Origin of the sequence: Pseudomonas sp. RU47 (assembly GCF_004011755.1) — a bacterium.
GTDB lineage: Bacteria > Pseudomonadota > Gammaproteobacteria > Pseudomonadales > Pseudomonadaceae > Aquipseudomonas.
Map to the genome: position 1 here is coordinate 3,547,428 of NZ_CP022411.1, position 15,791 is coordinate 3,563,218.

The 15,791-nt window shown below is 61.7% G+C and carries 12 protein-coding genes; all 12 read left to right on the forward strand.

Annotated features, from left to right (window positions below; translation table 11 throughout):
* Positions 1-8: 8 nt before the first annotated feature.
* The 12 genes from treZ (at position 9) to CCX46_RS16085 (ending at position 15,760) form a co-directional block, all read left to right on the forward strand.
* The gene (gene treZ, locus CCX46_RS16025; RefSeq protein ID WP_127927964.1) at positions 9-1,811 is read left to right on the forward strand and encodes a malto-oligosyltrehalose trehalohydrolase; all 1,803 of its coding nucleotides are present in this window, start codon (positions 9-11) and stop codon (positions 1,809-1,811) included.
* Entirely contained in the window at positions 1,808-3,886 is a 2,079-nt protein-coding gene (gene malQ, locus CCX46_RS16030; protein WP_127927966.1) for a 4-alpha-glucanotransferase, read from the forward strand. Before treZ ends, malQ begins: the two co-directional genes overlap by 4 nt.
* Positions 3,883-6,651: a malto-oligosyltrehalose synthase gene (locus CCX46_RS16035; RefSeq protein ID WP_127927968.1), complete on the forward strand. Its 2,769-nt coding sequence runs from the start codon at positions 3,883-3,885 to the stop codon at positions 6,649-6,651. Before malQ ends, CCX46_RS16035 begins: the two co-directional genes overlap by 4 nt.
* A 27-nt stretch (positions 6,652-6,678) precedes the next feature.
* Positions 6,679-6,993 carry a DUF2934 domain-containing protein gene (locus CCX46_RS16040; protein ID WP_127927970.1) on the forward strand — a complete coding sequence of 105 codons (315 nt, stop codon included), beginning with the start codon at positions 6,679-6,681 and terminating at the stop codon, positions 6,991-6,993.
* Positions 6,994-7,217: 224 nt separating this feature from the next.
* The gene (gene glgX, locus CCX46_RS16050) at positions 7,218-9,377 is read left to right on the forward strand and encodes a glycogen debranching protein GlgX (RefSeq protein WP_127927974.1); all 2,160 of its coding nucleotides are present in this window, start codon (positions 7,218-7,220) and stop codon (positions 9,375-9,377) included.
* A 1-nt stretch (position 9,378) separates the two neighbouring features.
* A complete protein-coding gene (locus CCX46_RS16055; protein ID WP_127927976.1) occupies positions 9,379-10,377 on the forward strand; it encodes an acyl-CoA dehydrogenase family protein in 999 nt (332 codons plus the stop codon).
* Positions 10,374-11,132, forward strand: coding sequence for a PIG-L deacetylase family protein (locus CCX46_RS16060; RefSeq protein WP_127927978.1), 759 nt, complete (start codon positions 10,374-10,376; stop codon positions 11,130-11,132). Before CCX46_RS16055 ends, CCX46_RS16060 begins: the two co-directional genes overlap by 4 nt.
* Positions 11,129-11,728, forward strand: coding sequence for an SAM-dependent methyltransferase (locus CCX46_RS16065; RefSeq protein ID WP_127927980.1), 600 nt, complete (start codon positions 11,129-11,131; stop codon positions 11,726-11,728). The genes CCX46_RS16060 and CCX46_RS16065 overlap by 4 nt, the downstream gene beginning before the upstream one ends.
* The gene (locus tag CCX46_RS16070) at positions 11,725-12,411 is read left to right on the forward strand and encodes a glycosyltransferase (RefSeq protein WP_127927982.1); all 687 of its coding nucleotides are present in this window, start codon (positions 11,725-11,727) and stop codon (positions 12,409-12,411) included. Before CCX46_RS16065 ends, CCX46_RS16070 begins: the two co-directional genes overlap by 4 nt.
* 156 nt (positions 12,412-12,567) lie before the next feature.
* Positions 12,568-13,326 (forward strand): PIG-L deacetylase family protein, encoded by a 759-nt coding sequence (locus CCX46_RS16075; RefSeq protein ID WP_127927984.1) that lies wholly within the window; start codon positions 12,568-12,570, stop codon positions 13,324-13,326.
* A 194-nt stretch (positions 13,327-13,520) separates the two neighbouring features.
* Positions 13,521-14,303, forward strand: coding sequence for an endonuclease/exonuclease/phosphatase family protein (locus tag CCX46_RS16080; RefSeq protein WP_127927986.1), 783 nt, complete (start codon positions 13,521-13,523; stop codon positions 14,301-14,303).
* Positions 14,304-14,692: 389 nt separating this feature from the next.
* Complete coding sequence (locus tag CCX46_RS16085) at positions 14,693-15,760, forward strand: autotransporter domain-containing protein (protein WP_127927988.1); 1,068 nt, start codon at positions 14,693-14,695, stop codon at positions 15,758-15,760.
* Positions 15,761-15,791: the final 31 nt, after the last annotated feature.

Sequence of the window (15,791 nt, forward strand, 5' to 3'; positions counted from 1 at the left end):
TCACCACGATGCCGTTACGGTCTACTGAAACCTGGCCCCACGGCGCGATCATGCTGGACGCCGAACACACACAGTTCGCGCTGTGGGCACCGGATGCTTTTTACGTCAGTGTCGAACTTGAAAACGGCCAGTCCCTGCCAATGCTGCCTCAGGCAGACGGCTGGTTTGTGATCAAGACCCGCTGTCCGGCGGGCACGCGTTACCGCTACAACATCGACGGCGAACTGGAGGTGCCCGACCCGGCTTCCAGAGCGCAGGATGGCGACCTCGAGCACCACAGCGTGGTGGTCGATCCGCTGGCTTATCAATGGCGACACACTGCCTGGCACGGTCGGCCGTGGAGCGAAGCGGTGATCTACGAGCTGCACGTCGGTGCGCTCGGGGGGTTCGCTGAAGTCGAACAACATCTGGCGCGCCTCGCGGGTCTGGGCATCACCGCCATCGAGCTGATGCCGCTGGCGCAGTTCCCCGGCGACCGCAATTGGGGCTACGACGGTGTTTTGCCCTACGCCCCGCAAGCCTCCTACGGCACGCCGGAACAACTCAAGCACCTGATCGACAGCGCCCACGGTCATGGCTTGGCCGTCATTCTTGATGTGGTCTACAACCACTTCGGCCCTGACGGCAATTACCTGCATCGTTACGCCAAAGGCTTTTTCCGCGAGGACAAACACACGCCGTGGGGCGCGGCGATCGATTTCCGTCGCGACGAAGTGCGCGAATTTTTCATCGAAAACGCGTTGATGTGGTTGCTCGAGTATCGCTTCGACGGACTGCGCCTCGACGCCGTGCATGCCATCGAAGACCCGGACTTCCTCACGGTAATGGCCCAGCGCATCCGCGCGCAGATCGACCCGAGCCGGCATGTCTGGCTGACCGTGGAAAACGAACTCAACCAGTCGAGCCTGCTCGAATACGACTACGACGCGCAGTGGAACGACGACGGCCATAACGCCCTGCACGTCCTGCTCACCGGCGAAACCGACGCCTATTACGCCGACTACGCCGCGCAACCCACCGAACAATTGGTGCGTTGCCTGAGTCAGGGGTTTGTGTTCCAGGGCCACATCACCCGCCATGGCGAACCACGCGGCGAGCCCAGCGAACACCTGCCGTCGACCGCGTTCGTGCTGTTTCTGCAAAACCACGATCAGATCGGCAACCGCGCGTTCGGCGAGCGCCTGCATCATCTGGCCGATCCGCGCGCCGTGCAGGCAGCGACGGTGCTATTGCTGCTGTCACCGATGATTCCGCTGATGTTCATGGGCGATGAATTCGCCGCCGAGCAGCCGTTCCTGTTTTTCACCAGTCACCACGGCGAACTGGCGGAGTTGGTACGCGAGGGCCGGCGCAACGAATTTGCCGCGTTCAGTGCCTTCACCGATCCGCACAAGCGTGAACGGATTCCCGACCCGAATGCCGAAAAAACCTTCCACACCTCGCAGCCAAGGTTGATTGGCCATGGCAGTGCAAAACAGCAGGAAAGCCTCGCGCTGTACCAGAAGCTCCTGCAATTTCGCCATCAATACATCATTCCCCATCTGTCCGGCACGCAAGCGCTCGGTGCCCATATGCTCGGTTATGGCGCGGTCAGTGCACGCTGGCGCCTGGGCAATGGCAGTGAGCTGCGAATTGACCTGAACCTCAGCGACACGCCAGTGGTCAACCCTCCACAGACCGAGGCCGTGTGGTTGTTTCAGCAGCCACCCACCGTCGATCTATCGGAATCGGGCGTACTGCCCGCGTATTGCGCGCTTGTCAGCCTCACGGCCGCAACCCCTTTGCAACCTCTGGATGGAGAGCGCCTATGAGCGATGCGCAACTGGAAATTCTCGCAAGCCGCGCCGGCCTTGCCGTCGACTGGATCGACGCCAACGGCCGCCCGCAAAAAGTCGCTCCGGCGGTGCTGCGCAATGTGCTTATCGGCCTCGGTCACCCTGCCAGCACGGCGCAGGAAATCGACGCCAGCCTGCTGGAACTGCAAGCCGTACAACAAGACCGCCATCTGCCGCCGCTGCTGACCAGCGATGTCGGGGTCGGCCTTGATCTGGGGCGTTACTTTGCGCCTGAAACCCCGTGTGAAATTCACCTTGAAGACGGTTCACGCCTGAACCTCAAACTGGACAGCGAAGCGGTGTTGCCGGGGCTGATCCCGGTCGGCTATCAACAAGTACACATCAGCGATCAGTATTTCACCCTGGCCGTGGCCCCGGAGCGCTGCTTCAGCGTCGGCGATGCGGTGGGTAATCCGATTCCCCGCGTCTGGGGCCTGAGTGCGCAACTGTATGCCTTGCGCCGCGCCGGTGACGGCGGTTTCGGCGACACTCAAGCACTGGAAGATCTGGTCCGTGTGGCCGGTGAGCGCGGCGCCGATGCCGTGGCGATCAGCCCGTTGCACGCGATGTTCAGCGCCGATACCGGACGCTACAGCCCTTATTCGCCGTCCAGTCGGCTGTTCCTCAATTCTCTGTATGCCGCACCGGGCGCGATTCTCGGTGAACGCGCCTTGCGTGATGCGATCGACGCGGCAGGTCTGACTGAACAGTTCGCGCAACTCGAAGACCTGAAACTGATCGACTGGCCGAGCGCCGCCGACGCCAAGCAAAAACTCCTGCAAGCCTTGTACGAAGGCTTCATCGCTGGTGACCACCCGCTGCACCCGGACTTCGCCAGTTTCCGCCATGCCGGCGGTGAAGCACTGGAAAACCACTGCCGTTTCGAAGCAATTCAGGAAATGCGCGCCGCCCGTGGCGAAAACCTCGACTGGCGTCAGTGGCCGGAACACTGGCACGACCCGCGCGGCGCGTCGCTGGAAGCCTTTGCCGAAGAATACGCCGAGCGCATCGGCTACTTCGCATTTTGCCAATGGCTGATCCACCGTTGTCTGGAACGCGCGCAAACCGCCGCACGCAGCGCCGGTATGGGCATCGGCCTGATCGCCGATCTGGCGGTGGGTGCCGACGGTGCCGGCAGTCAGGCCTGGAGTTTTCAGGATGAACTGCTCGCCTCGCTGACCGTCGGTGCGCCGCCGGACATTCTCAATCGCTCCGGGCAAGGCTGGGGGATTTCCGCGTTCTCGCCGGAAGGCCTGATCCGCAATGGTTTCCGTGCGTTCATTGACATGCTGCGGGCAAACTTCGCCCATGCTGGCGGCTTGCGAATTGACCATGTCATGGGCCTGCAACGGCTGTGGGTGATTCCCAACGGCTCGGCACCTGCCGATGGTGCGTATCTGTATTACCCGGTCGATGACTTGCTGCGGTTGCTGTCCCTTGAGTCGCATCGCCACCAGGCTATCGTCCTCGGCGAAGACCTCGGCACCGTGCCTGATGGTCTGCGCGAAAAGCTCATCGCCCGCTCCATGCTCGGCATGCGCGTGTTGCTGTTCGAGCAGGACAACACCCATTTCAAACCAATCCTCGACTGGCCGGACAACGCGCTGGCAACGACCAGTACCCATGATCTGCCAACGCTCAACGGCTGGTGGCATGGCCGCGATATCGACTGGAATGCTCGATTGGGTTTTGTCGACGCCAACGGTGAAATCGAATGGCGGCATCATCGTCAGCGTGAGCGCGAAGGTTTGCGCAGCGCCTTGAGCCAGGACCCGCAAAACTTTCGCGAGGAATCCCACGAGGCCGATCAAGTGGTCGATGCCGCTGTGCGCTTCCTCGGTCACACCCGCGCGCCATTGGTGCTGTTGCCGCTGGAAGATGCGCTGGGCATCAACGAACAGGCGAATCTGCCGGGTACCATCGACACCCATCCAAACTGGTCGCGGCGCTTGCCCGGCACCAGTGAGGCGCTGCTCGACGGCGCCGATGCGGCGCGACGTCTGGAGTTGCTGGCCTGTGCGCGTCTCCAGGCTGCCGAGCGTGACCAATGAATCAAACGCTTATCCAGCCCCTGCGGGCGACCCTGCGGCTGCAATTTCATAAAGGTTTCAGCCTCGAACAAGCGGTGCCGTTGGTGCCGTACTTTGCCCGGCTCGGCATCAGCCACATTTATGCCTCGCCGCTACTCGCGGCGCGGGCCGGTTCCATGCACGGCTATGACGTAGTCGATCCGACCCAAGTCAACCCGGAGCTTGGCGGCGAGCCGGCGCTTCGGCGTTTGGTCAGCACCCTGCGCGAACACAACATGGGGCTGATCCTCGATATCGTCTCCAACCACATGGCCGTCGGTGGCAGCGACAACCCGTGGTGGCTCGATCTGCTGGAGTGGGGGCGGCTGAGCCCTTACGGTGAGTTCTTCGACATTCAGTGGCACTCGCCCGACCCGTTGATGGAAGGCCAATTGTTGCTGCCGTTTCTTGGCAGCGATTACGGCGTCGCGCTGCAGGACGGCACACTGAAACTGCTATTCAACCCACACACTGGCAGCTTTTACGTCGAGCACTACGACCATCACTTCCCGATCTGCCCGAATGACTACGGTGAGTTGCTCAAATCCGCAGAAGCGCTGAAACCACTGGCCGATCGCTTCAGCACCCTCAGTTATCAGACCGATGCCCACTCGCTGGCGATGCCGCTGAAAGAAGAATTGCGGCAAATGGCGACGGATCCGTCAATCGCTGCAGCCATTGAAAATGGCCTGAAGCATTACGACTCAACCAGCGAAGAAGGCTTCCACAAACTGCATCAGTTGCTGGAGCGTCAGAGCTATCGCCTGGCCAGTTGGCGCACCGCAGCGGATGACATCAACTGGCGGCGCTTCTTCGACATCAACGAACTCGGTGGATTGCGCGTTGAACGTCCGGCGGTGTTCGAGGCCACCCACGGCAAGATCTTTCAGTTGATCGCCGAAGGGCTGGTCGACGGCTTGCGCATCGACCACATCGACGGCCTCGCCGACCCGCGTGGCTATTGCCGAAAACTGCGCCGGCGTGTCGATCTGCTGGCACCGGGCAGGCACTTGCCGATCTACGTCGAGAAGATCCTCGGTGCCGGCGAAACCCTGCACCGCGACTGGGCGGTGGACGGCACCACCGGTTATGAGTTCATGAATCAGCTGTCGCTGCTGCAGCACGATCCCGATGGCGAACACGTACTCGGTGACCTCTGGCAACGCCGCACCGAACGCCCGGCTGCTTTCATCGAAGAAGCACAACTGGCGCGCCAGCAGATCCTCAACGGTTCGTTGGCCAGCGATTGCGAAAGCGTCGCCCAAGCGCTGCTGCAAGTCGCCCGCGATGACCTGATGACTCGCGACCTGACACTCGGCGCGATCCGCCGGGTGTTGCAGGCGTTGATCGTGCATTTCCCGGTATACCGCACCTACATCAGCGCGATGGGTCGCTCCGAACAGGACGAAAGATTTTTCCAGCAGGCCATGGACGGTGCGCGGCAAACCCTCAGCGAAGCCGATTGGCCGGTACTCGACTGTGTCGCTGCGTGGCTCGGTGGCACGCCATGGCGGCACAAACCGCGCGGGCGTTCACGCAAAATCCTCAAACACGCCTGCGTACGCTTTCAGCAACTGACTTCACCGGCGGCGGCCAAAGCCGTGGAAGACACCGCGCTGTATCGCTCGGCCGTGCTGCTGTCGCGCAATGACGTCGGCTACAACACCGAGCAGTTCAGTGCCCCGGTCAGCGACTTTCACGCGGTCAATCAGCAACGGCTGAACGAGTTCCCCGACAACTTGCTGGCCACCGCCACCCACGATCACAAACGCGGTGAAGACACCCGCGCGCGTCTGGCCGTGCTCAGCGAGCGCAGTCATTGGTATGCGGAGCAGATCGAATTGTGGCGCGCCCTCGCCCGTCCTGTTCGGGTTGACGATCAGATGCCTTCGACCGGCGATGAGCTGATCCTCTATCAAGCGTTGCTCGGCAGTTGGCCGTTGCAATTGCGCGATGACGATCAGGCAGGAGCAGCCGACTACGCCAAACGTATCTGGCAATGGCAGCAGAAAGCCCTGCGTGAGGCCAAGCTGCAAAGCAGTTGGAGCGCACCGAACGAAGCCTATGAAAACGCCGCGCAGGCGTTCACCGAAAAACTCCTCACCGGAGAGGAAGGCGAACTGCTGCGCGCCGCGCTGAGCAAGACCGTCAACAGCATCGCCGCTGCCGGGGCGCTTAATGGTTTGGCGCAAACCTTGCTGCGCATGACCGTGCCGGGGGTGCCGGATCTGTATCAGGGCAACGAGTTCTGGGACTTCAGTCTGGTCGATCCGGACAACCGCCGGCCGGTGGATTACGCCGCTCGTGAACACGCCTTGCAGGAGCCATTACCACCTGTGGAGTTGCTGGCGAACTGGCGTGACGGACGCATCAAGCAAGGCTTGATCGCCCAAGTGCTGAACCTGCGTGTCGAGCATGCCGAGTTGTTCCGCCGGGGCAGCTACCAGCCCCTGGAAGTGCTCGGCAGTCAGGCGCACAACGTGCTCGCGTTTGCCCGTGAGCACGAGGGCAAGCAGGCCATCGTGATCGTGCCGATCCGTTGCGCAAACTTGCTGGAAAACGGTGCTGTACCTCAGGTCGATGCGCTGCGCTGGGGCGATACGCGGGTGGTTTTACCGTTCGCCGCCTCTGACACAAACCTGAAGGGACTTTTTTCAAGCACAGCAGTCACAAAAAACAGGGAGCTGAATATCAGCGACGCGCTGGGGGATGTCCCGGTCAATCTCTTTATCCAACACTTAACGTAAGCACGAGTTCAGTTCAGGAGCATTGCGATGAGTACCGACGATAAACGCATTCGCGAATTCGCCTATCAAATCTGGGAATCGGAAGGTCAGCCCGACGGTCAGGAAGCACGCCATTGGGAGATGGCGCGCAAACTGGCTGAAGCAGAAGCGCTGGCGCCGAAGAAGCCACCGAAAGCCGCTGGCAGCAAAACCGCGGGCAAGACTGCCGAGGTCAAAGCGCCGGCCGCCAAACCGAAACCGGCGGCCAAGGCCAAACCGGCCAGCGCCGCCAAAGTGATTCCCCCGGGCGAAAAAGCCGCTGAGAAAAAGCCCCGAGCGCCGCGAAAGCCTTCAGCGATCTGACGCTAACCGGATTATTGAACTGAATGAATGTGTGGCGGGCTCGCTCGCCACCGAGGGCGCGTTCGTCCTCAAGAAACCCACCAATCCCCTGTAGGAGTGAGCCTGCTCGCGATAGCTATCTGACATTCAACATTGATGTCGCCTGATAGACCGCTATCGCGAGCAGGCTCACTCCTACAGGGGGATGTGTAAGCCCAGAAATTACCCGTTTTGCAGGAGCAATCATGACCCGTCCAAAAAAAGCCGAGCCCACCGCGCACGCCGAGCCGTCGAGAATCCGTGAAGGCCTGCCCTTCCCGCTCGGTGCGACCTGGGATGGTCTGGGGGTCAACTTCGCGCTGTTTTCCGCCAACGCCACCAAAGTCGAACTGTGCATCTTCGACGACGCCGGCGAAGTCGAACTGGAGCGCATCGAACTGCCGGAATACACCGACGAGATCTACCACGGCTACCTGCCCGATGCGCATCCGGGGCTGATCTACGGCTACCGTGTCTACGGCCCTTACGACCCGGCCAACGGTCACCGCTTCAACCACAACAAATTGCTTATCGATCCCTACGCCAAGCAACTGGTTGGCGAACTGAAATGGTCGGAAGCGCTGTTCGGCTACACCATCGGCCATCCCGACGCCGACCTCAGTTTCGATGAACGCGACAGCGCACCGTTTGTGCCCAAGTGCAAAGTCATCGACCCGGCGCACACCTGGGGCAATGACCACCGCGTCAGCGTGCCGTGGGACAAGACCATCATTTATGAAACCCACGTGCGCGGCATCAGCATGCGCCACCCGTCGGTACCGGAGAACGTGCGCGGCACCTTCGCCGGGTTGATGGTCGACGATGTGCTTGAACACATCCGCAAGCTCGGCGTGTCGACGGTCGAGCTGCTGCCGATCCACGCCTTCGTCAACGACCAGCATCTGCTGCACAAAGGCATGACCAATTACTGGGGCTACAACAGCATCGCCTTCTTCGCCCCGGACCCGCGTTATCTGGCCAGCGGCAAGATCGCCGAGTTCAAGGAGATGGTCGCGCACCTGCACGAAGCCAATCTCGAAGTGATCCTCGACGTAGTCTACAACCACACCGCCGAGGGCAACGAACAAGGCCCGACCCTGTCGATGCGCGGCATCGACAACGCCTCCTACTACCGCTTGATGCCCGACGACAAGCGCTTCTACATCAACGATTCCGGCACCGGCAACACGCTGGACCTGAGCCACCCGTGCGTGCTGCAAATGGTCACCGACTCGTTGCGTTACTGGGCCAGTGAGATGCATGTCGACGGTTTCCGTTTCGATCTGGCAACCATTCTCGGCCGCTATCACGATGGCTTCGATGAACGTCACAGCTTCCTCGTCGCCTGCCGCCAGGACCCGGTGCTGCGTCAGGTGAAAATGATCGCCGAGCCGTGGGACTGCGGCCCCGGCGGCTATCAGGTGGGTAACTTCCCACCGGGCTGGGTCGAGTGGAACGACAAGTTCCGCGACACCGTGCGCGCCTTCTGGAAAGGCGACGACGGTCAGGTCGCCGATTTTGCCAGCCGCATGACCGCCTCCGGCGAGATGTTCAATCAGCGTGGGCGGCGGCCGTATTCGTCGGTGAACTTCATCACCGCCCACGACGGTTTCACCCTCAACGATCTGGTCTCGTACAACGACAAGCACAACGAAGCCAACGACGAGAACAATCAGGACGGCAGCAACAACAATCTGTCGTGGAACCACGGCGTCGAAGGCCCGACCGACGATCCGGAAATCAATGCCCTGCGCCATCGGCAGATGCGCAACTTCTTCGCCACCCTGCTGCTCGCTCAAGGCACGCCAATGATTGTCGCCGGCGACGAATTCGCCCGCACCCAGGACGGCAACAACAACGCCTATTGCCAGGACAGCGAGATCGGTTGGGTCAACTGGGACCTCAGCGAGGACGGCAAGGCACTGCTGAAGTTCGTCAAACGTCTGATCAAGTTGCGCCTGACCTATCCGATCCTCCGTCGCGGGCGTTTTCTGGTCGGCGAGTACAACGAGGACATCGGCGTCAAGGACGTCACCTGGCTGGCACCGGACGCCACCGAGATGACCACCGAACACTGGCACGACGCGCACAACCGTTGCCTGGGCATGCTGCTCGATGGTCGCGCCCAGGAAACCGGGATTCGCCGCAAAGGCGCGGATGCGACGCTGTTGCTGGTGGTCAACGCGCACCACGACATCGTCAACTTCACCCTGCCGGAAGTACCCGACGGTGGATTCTGGACATGCATGGTCGACACCAATCAGCCGTCGATTCGCGGTCAGGAACGTTTCGAGTTCGGTCACCAATACTCGGTCACCGGGCGCTCGCTGCTGCTGTTCGAACTGCAACGTGATGAAGAAGATTGATATGGATCTGCACAGTTATCTGACCCGACGTCCAGCGGATTATCCGCACACCGCAGCCCTCGGCCATTGCCTGCGGGCGCTGGTCGAGGCCGGGCTGGATCGGTTGCCGTTGCCGGGCAGCGGTCACACGCTGGAACGCTTTCAGCGGCTGGCCGAGGTCGGTGGGCATGATCTGGGTTTGTGCAAATTGTTCGAAGGTCATACCGACGCACTGGCGATCATCGAGCAATTGGGCGGTACGCCGACACCGGGCAGCACTTGGGGCATGTGGGCAGCGGAACCGCCGCAGGCACGGGTCAAGGTCAGTCCGGCCGGGCACATGGTCGCGCTGCACGGACGCAAGGCGTGGTGCTCCGGCGCCGCCGTGCTCAGCCATGCCTTGCTCACCGCGTGGGATGCCGATGATCAGCAACAACTGGTGGCCGTCGCCCTCGACCAACCGGGCGTGACCATCACCGAGCAAGGCTGGCAAGCCGTGGGCATGGGCGCCACCGGCAGCGTTGAAGTGCTGTTCGACGGCGCCGAAGCACAGGCCATCGGCAACCCCGGCGACTATCTGCAACGTGCGGGTTTCTGGCAGGGCGGGATCGGCATTGCTGCATGCTGGTACGGCGCCGCGCGGCAAATTGCCGAAGCGTTGCGCAACCATTGTGGGCAACGCCCGGAACCGCACGCCCTCGCCCATCTCGGCGCGGTCGACAGTGCCTTGCAGGCGGCCGCCGATGTGCTGCGTTTCAGCGCCCTGCACATCGATGCACACCCCGAGGACAACGCCGAATTGCTCGCCCGTCGGGCCCGTGCGGTGGTCGAGCAGTCAGCCGAACAGGTAATGCGTGAGGTCGGCCGCGCCCTCGGCGCCGGGCCGTTTTGCAAGGATCGCCACTTTGCCCGGCTCAGCGCCGACCTGCCGGTGTTCTTGCGTCAGAGTCATGCCGAACGTGATCTGGCGGCGCTCGGGCAAATGGTTGCCGGGCAATCCGCGGAGGCATGGGCGCTATGAAAACCAATCCGATTGTCGGTCAGGGCACGAGCCTGCATCAATGGCAGGCTTCGCGGCATCTGGCGGAGCTGGACAGCATCGACATCCTCAGTCTGGTGCCACCGGGCGCACGGGCAGTCATTGTCGCGCCGCACCCGGACGACGAAGTACTCGGCTGCGGTGGCTTGCTGCAATTGCTCGCGGCTGCTGGCCGGCCTTTGCAATTGATTTCGGTGACCGACGGCAGCGCCAGTCACCCCGGTTCCAGTCGTTGGCCGGTGGAGCGACTGAGCGTGGTGCGCCCACAGGAGTCTGCCGAAGCGCTGCGCCGACTCGGTCTGCCGATGCATCGCGTGAAGTGGCTGCGCGGCGGCTTCACCGACACTCAGGTCGCGGCGCAGGAAAGCGAGTTGATCGAATTTATCGAACGTCATCTGCGCCCGGACGACGTGCTGTTCACCACGTGGAGCGAGGACGGCCATTGCGACCACGAAGCCGTCGGCCGCGCCAGTGCCGAAGCCGCGCGCCGGGTCGGTGCGAGCTGCCATGAATTGCCGGTGTGGACGTGGCACTGGGCGACCCCGGAAGACGCCTTCGTACCGTGGCAACGGGCGCGCAAGATTCTCCTGACGCCAGCGCAAGTCGCACGCAAGCGCCACGCGGTGTACGCCTTCGCCAGTCAACTGGAAGGCGATCCTGACGCCGGACTTGGCCCGGTGCTCGCGCCGTATGTGCTCGATCGCCTCTTACAGCCTTTCGAAGTGGTGTTTCTATGAGTGTCGAGGATCGCTATTTCGACGGCCTGTTTGCCGGTAACGACGACCCGTGGGCGTTCCGTGAGCGCTGGTACGAGCAACGCAAACGCGCGATCACCCTCGCCGCCCTGCCGCGTCCGCACTATCGGGCGATCTTCGAACCGGGCTGCGCCAACGGCGAGTTGAGCGCCGAACTCGCCTCCCGTTGCGATCGCTTGCTGTGCTGCGACACTGCCAGTGCCGCAGTGACCCTGGCGCGCACGCGTTTGAGTCTGTTCGAACACGCCGAAGTGCGGCAAAACCGTCTTCCCGGCGACTGGCCGGAGGAAAAATTCGACCTGATTGTATTTAGCGAGATCGGCTACTACCTCGACGGCGAAGATCTGACAGAAGTGATCCGTCGGGCCAGTGATTGTCTGACTGCCGACGGCCAGTTCCTCGCTTGTCACTGGCGTCCGCCCATCGAGGGCTGCCCGCTGAATGCCCGGCAGGTTCACGACCTGATCCACGAAAAACTGCAGCTGCCACGGCTGGTTTTGCATCAGGAAGCGGACTTCATTCTTGAAGTCTGGAGCCGCGAACCGCGCTCGGTAGCGGCGCTGGAGGGTTTGCGATGATCGGCATTCTGATCCCGGCACACAACGAAGAAGACCTGCTCGACGAATGCCTCAGCGCGGCCATGCGCGCCAGCCGGCATGGCTTGCTGGCCGGCGAGCGCGTCGAAGTGTTGGTGGTGCTCGACAGTTGCACCGATCGCTCGGCGCAGATTGTCAGCGGCTATCCGGTGCTGAGCCTGCACATCGACGCGCGCAATGTCGGTCAGGCCCGCGCGGCTGGCGCACAGCTGTTGCTGGAGCGCGGCGCGCGCTGGATCTCCTGTTCGGACGCCGACAGCCGCGTCGCCGATGACTGGCTGGTGGCACAACTGGGGTTGGGTGCAGACGCAGTCTGCGGTACCGTCACCGTCGAGCACTGGCACGAGTCATTCGATGCCGCGGCGCAAATCCGCTACCACCGGCATTACCGGGCCTGCGATGGCCATCGGCATATCCACGGTGCCAATCTGGGCATCAGCGCCGACGCCTACCGCTGGGCCGGAGGCTTTAAACCGCTGGCCTGCGACGAAGATGTGCAATTGGTGCGGGAGCTGGAACTCGACGGCGCCAACATCGCTTGGAGCCATCGCCCGCAAGTGCTCACCAGCGCGCGCTTCGACAGCCGTGCGCGCGGAGGCTTTGGTGACTATCTGCGAAATCTGGCACAGATGGAGCAAAAAAAAGCGGATCAGATTGATCTGTGACGCGACGAACTTCGCTTCATGAGCAATACTCTGCTGCGCGGCAATCCAGGGTTCGGAGCGTCGCAGGGCAATCAACCAGCCTTCACGGGTCGGTAGCGTCGGGCAATCACTGTCACGCGCACGACTGAGGGCGAGTCAACACAAGGACGTCATATCATGAAACCGTTAACCCTCAGCGACAGCAGTTCGTCTGCGCAAATCTGGAACAGCGCCGCGCAACTGGACAACATTCCCGTCATCAATACCCGCAGCCTGGTGCCCGACGGCGCCCGCGCCGTGGTCATCGCGCCGCATCCGGGTGATGAAGTGGTCACCTGCGGCGGCCTGCTGCAATTACTCTCCAGCCTCGGTCATCCGCTGCAATTGCTCTCGATCACCGACGGCAGCGCCAGCCATCCGGGTTCGCGGCAATGGTCGGAAAAACGCCTTAGCGTATTCCGCCCACAGGAAAGCGTCGAAGCCCTGCGCCGCCTCGGCCTGCCGATGCACAGCCTGAAATGGGTGCGCGGTGGCTTCACTGACAACGCCCTGTGCGAACAACAGGCGCAAGTGACCGAATTCATCAGCCGCTACCTGCGCCCCGGCGACGTGGTGTTCAGCACCTGGCGCGGCGATGGCAACGACGACCATGAAGCCGTGGGCCGGGCTAGTGCGCAAGCGGCTGAACAGGCCGGAGCGACCTTTCATGATGTACCGGTGTGGGCCTGGCACTGGCCTGAACGCGATCAGCAACTGATCCCTTGGGAACGCGCGCGCAAACTGCGCCTCGACACCTGGACCGTCGCGCGCAAAAGCCACGCCACCCACGCCTACGCCAGCCAGCTCAACGGTGAACCGGCGATCGGCATTGCGCCGATGCTGCCGCCGGTGATTCTCGAAAGAATGCGCCTGCCCTACGAAATCGTGTTTGTCTGACGCCGTTTCGGGTGGGAGCGAGCCTGCTCGCGAACGCGGTGGTTCTACCAACTCATGTATTGGATTTGCCGACGCCTTCGCGAGCAGGCTCGCTCCCACAGGAATTGGGTTGTCATCAACCATGATTTGCAAGGAACTGCCGCCCCTCCCCGTCAGTCGCATGAACAAGTGGCCCGCAATCCAGAGGAGTGAACGTGTCCAGCGATCCCAAGCGTCATGTTGTCGACGCGCCCGTCATCCATCGTCTCAGGGTGCTGACGGTCAACACCCACAAGGGCTTCACCGCGCTCAACCGGCGCTTCATCCTGCCGGAACTGCGTGAAGCGGTGCGCAGCACTTCGGCCGATCTGGTGTTTCTGCAAGAAGTGGTGGGTGAACACGAAAGGCATTCCAGTCGTTACCACGAATGGCCGCAAACCTCGCAATACGAGTTTCTCGCCGACAGCATGTGGAGCGATTTCGCCTATGGGCGCAACGCCGTCTACCCCGACGGCCACCACGGCAATGCACTGCTGTCGAAATACCCGATCCGTGAGTACCGCAACCTCGATGTGTCGATCACCGGCCCTGAACGCCGTGGCCTGCTGCACTGCGTGCTCGATGTGCCGGGGCACGCCGAGGTCCACGCGATTTGTGTGCACCTGAGTCTGCTGGAAAGCCATCGGCAATTGCAGCTGCAACTGCTTTGTCAGTTGCTCGAATCCCTGCCTGATGATGCGCCGGTGATCATCGCCGGCGATTTCAATGACTGGCAGCTGCAGGGCAATGTCGCCCTCGCCCGTCGCGACTATCTGCACGAAGCCTTCGAGCGTCACCACGGGCGCCCGGCCAAGACTTACCCGGCGCGTTTTCCATTACTGCGACTGGACCGGATCTACCTGCGCAATGCCAGCAGTCATGACCCACAGATCCTCGGCAACAAGCCGTGGACGCATCTGTCCGATCATCTGCCGCTGGCCGTCGAAGTGCACCTGTAGCCGCAATAGTGACAGCAATGCAGGACGCAATGAGGCAGCTCGTTCGTTGGTTGAAAGTTACCGACAGACCATCTGTCGGTAACTGAATGCCTCTGTGTCGGGGCTTAGGCTGCGTTTTTCCATACAAACAACCACTTAGTTATGTGCAGAAAAACAAACGCTTGCAAAGCCCGTTTTGCCACTACCGCTCATCGTTCAATTTCTTGACGGGCACGCGCGACTCTTCTTATCTCTACCTTACTACCCCCGGAATCACTACCCGGGACGAGCCTTCGGACACTCGCGAAATCGAGCGGTCAGAGTTCGCCCCGCTCCATTCGGTCGCCCCTCGTTCGGGGTAGGAGAGACGCCACACAGAGAGAATGCATGCGCCTGCAAGGTAGACCTCCATGAAAACTTCAATAAGCCCACGCGAGATCAAAATCACTTTCTGCACAGTGTCGAGTTCAATCTTGCTGTGCTCATCCATGGAGGCGCAGGCCGGTTCTGCGGCGGATGAAACGACCCCGTGGTATCGCACGGACGTGCCGGTCATGACCTTGCCCGCCACCGTCATTACGCCCGGCCCGCAACGCTTCAGTCCACGCCCCGATCTGCAAGGCACGCGCCTGATCACCGAAGACCTCGCTCCGTCAGCCTGGGATGAGTTGTACGGCAGAAGCGCCCGGCAGGCACAGACCGACGTGCTGTCGTCAGGTTACGCGACACCCGGCAGCGGCGACTTCAAAGGGCCAGCCGTGCTGACTCTGCAAAGTGGTAGCCATACCCAGAAAATCGGCCTGATTGGTGGTCTCAACCAGATTCAAGCCAATGGCAACGGCCCACTTACCAGCCGCGCCCTGGCAGACCCGAACAGTGACACCCTCAATCTGCAAGGCCAAAGCCTTGGCGCCTATTACAGCCTGATCGGCGCCCAGGGCTGGCACGTGGATTTATCCGCCAGTGGCGGCCGGGTCAGCGGCTTCAGTCGCAACGGCCAAGGCGCGCGGCAAGCCACCGAAGGCAGTGCCATGACCTTCTCGGTCGAAGGCGGCTTCCCGATTGGCTTGAGTGAAAACTGGGTGGTGGAACCGCAGGCGCAATTGATCAATCAGCGCATCACCCTCGACACGCCCTACGCCGGTTCGGGCAATGCCTCTTCCTCCGATCTGACGGCGTGGAGCGGCCGCGTCGGCGCACGCTTGAAAGGCAGTTACGATTTGAATGGTCTGCCAGTCGAACCCTATGTGCGCACCAACCTCTGGCACACCGTTTACACCGGCAATACCGTGACCCTGGATCAGGTCGACAAGATCAGCAGCAGCCGCAAGTCCTCGACCGTCGAACTGGGATTAGGCCTGGTGGCGCGGGTGACACCGGCGGTGAGTCTGTATGTCAGTGCCGATTACAGCAGTGATGTCGATGACAATGATTTGAACGGGATCATTGGCAGCCTTGGGGTGCGGATGCGTTGGTGAGCGCTGAGCCGGATTTTGAAGGTGTCTGAAC

Excerpts from the sequence above, each read along its gene's own strand:
- treZ (WP_127927964.1), top strand. The coding sequence starts at position 9 with ATGCCGTTACGGTCTACTGAAACCTGGCCCCACGGCGCGATCATGCTG.
- malQ (WP_127927966.1), top strand. The coding sequence starts at position 1,808 with ATGAGCGATGCGCAACTGGAAATTCTCGCAAGCCGCGCCGGCCTTGCC.
- CCX46_RS16035 (WP_127927968.1), top strand. The coding sequence starts at position 3,883 with ATGAATCAAACGCTTATCCAGCCCCTGCGGGCGACCCTGCGGCTGCAA.
- CCX46_RS16040 (WP_127927970.1), top strand. The coding sequence starts at position 6,679 with ATGAGTACCGACGATAAACGCATTCGCGAATTCGCCTATCAAATCTGG.
- glgX (WP_127927974.1), top strand. The coding sequence starts at position 7,218 with ATGACCCGTCCAAAAAAAGCCGAGCCCACCGCGCACGCCGAGCCGTCG.
- CCX46_RS16055 (WP_127927976.1), top strand. The coding sequence starts at position 9,379 with ATGGATCTGCACAGTTATCTGACCCGACGTCCAGCGGATTATCCGCAC.
- CCX46_RS16060 (WP_127927978.1), top strand. The coding sequence starts at position 10,374 with ATGAAAACCAATCCGATTGTCGGTCAGGGCACGAGCCTGCATCAATGG.
- CCX46_RS16065 (WP_127927980.1), top strand. The coding sequence starts at position 11,129 with ATGAGTGTCGAGGATCGCTATTTCGACGGCCTGTTTGCCGGTAACGAC.
- CCX46_RS16070 (WP_127927982.1), top strand. The coding sequence starts at position 11,725 with ATGATCGGCATTCTGATCCCGGCACACAACGAAGAAGACCTGCTCGAC.
- CCX46_RS16075 (WP_127927984.1), top strand. The coding sequence starts at position 12,568 with ATGAAACCGTTAACCCTCAGCGACAGCAGTTCGTCTGCGCAAATCTGG.
- CCX46_RS16085 (WP_127927988.1), top strand. The coding sequence starts at position 14,693 with ATGAAAACTTCAATAAGCCCACGCGAGATCAAAATCACTTTCTGCACA.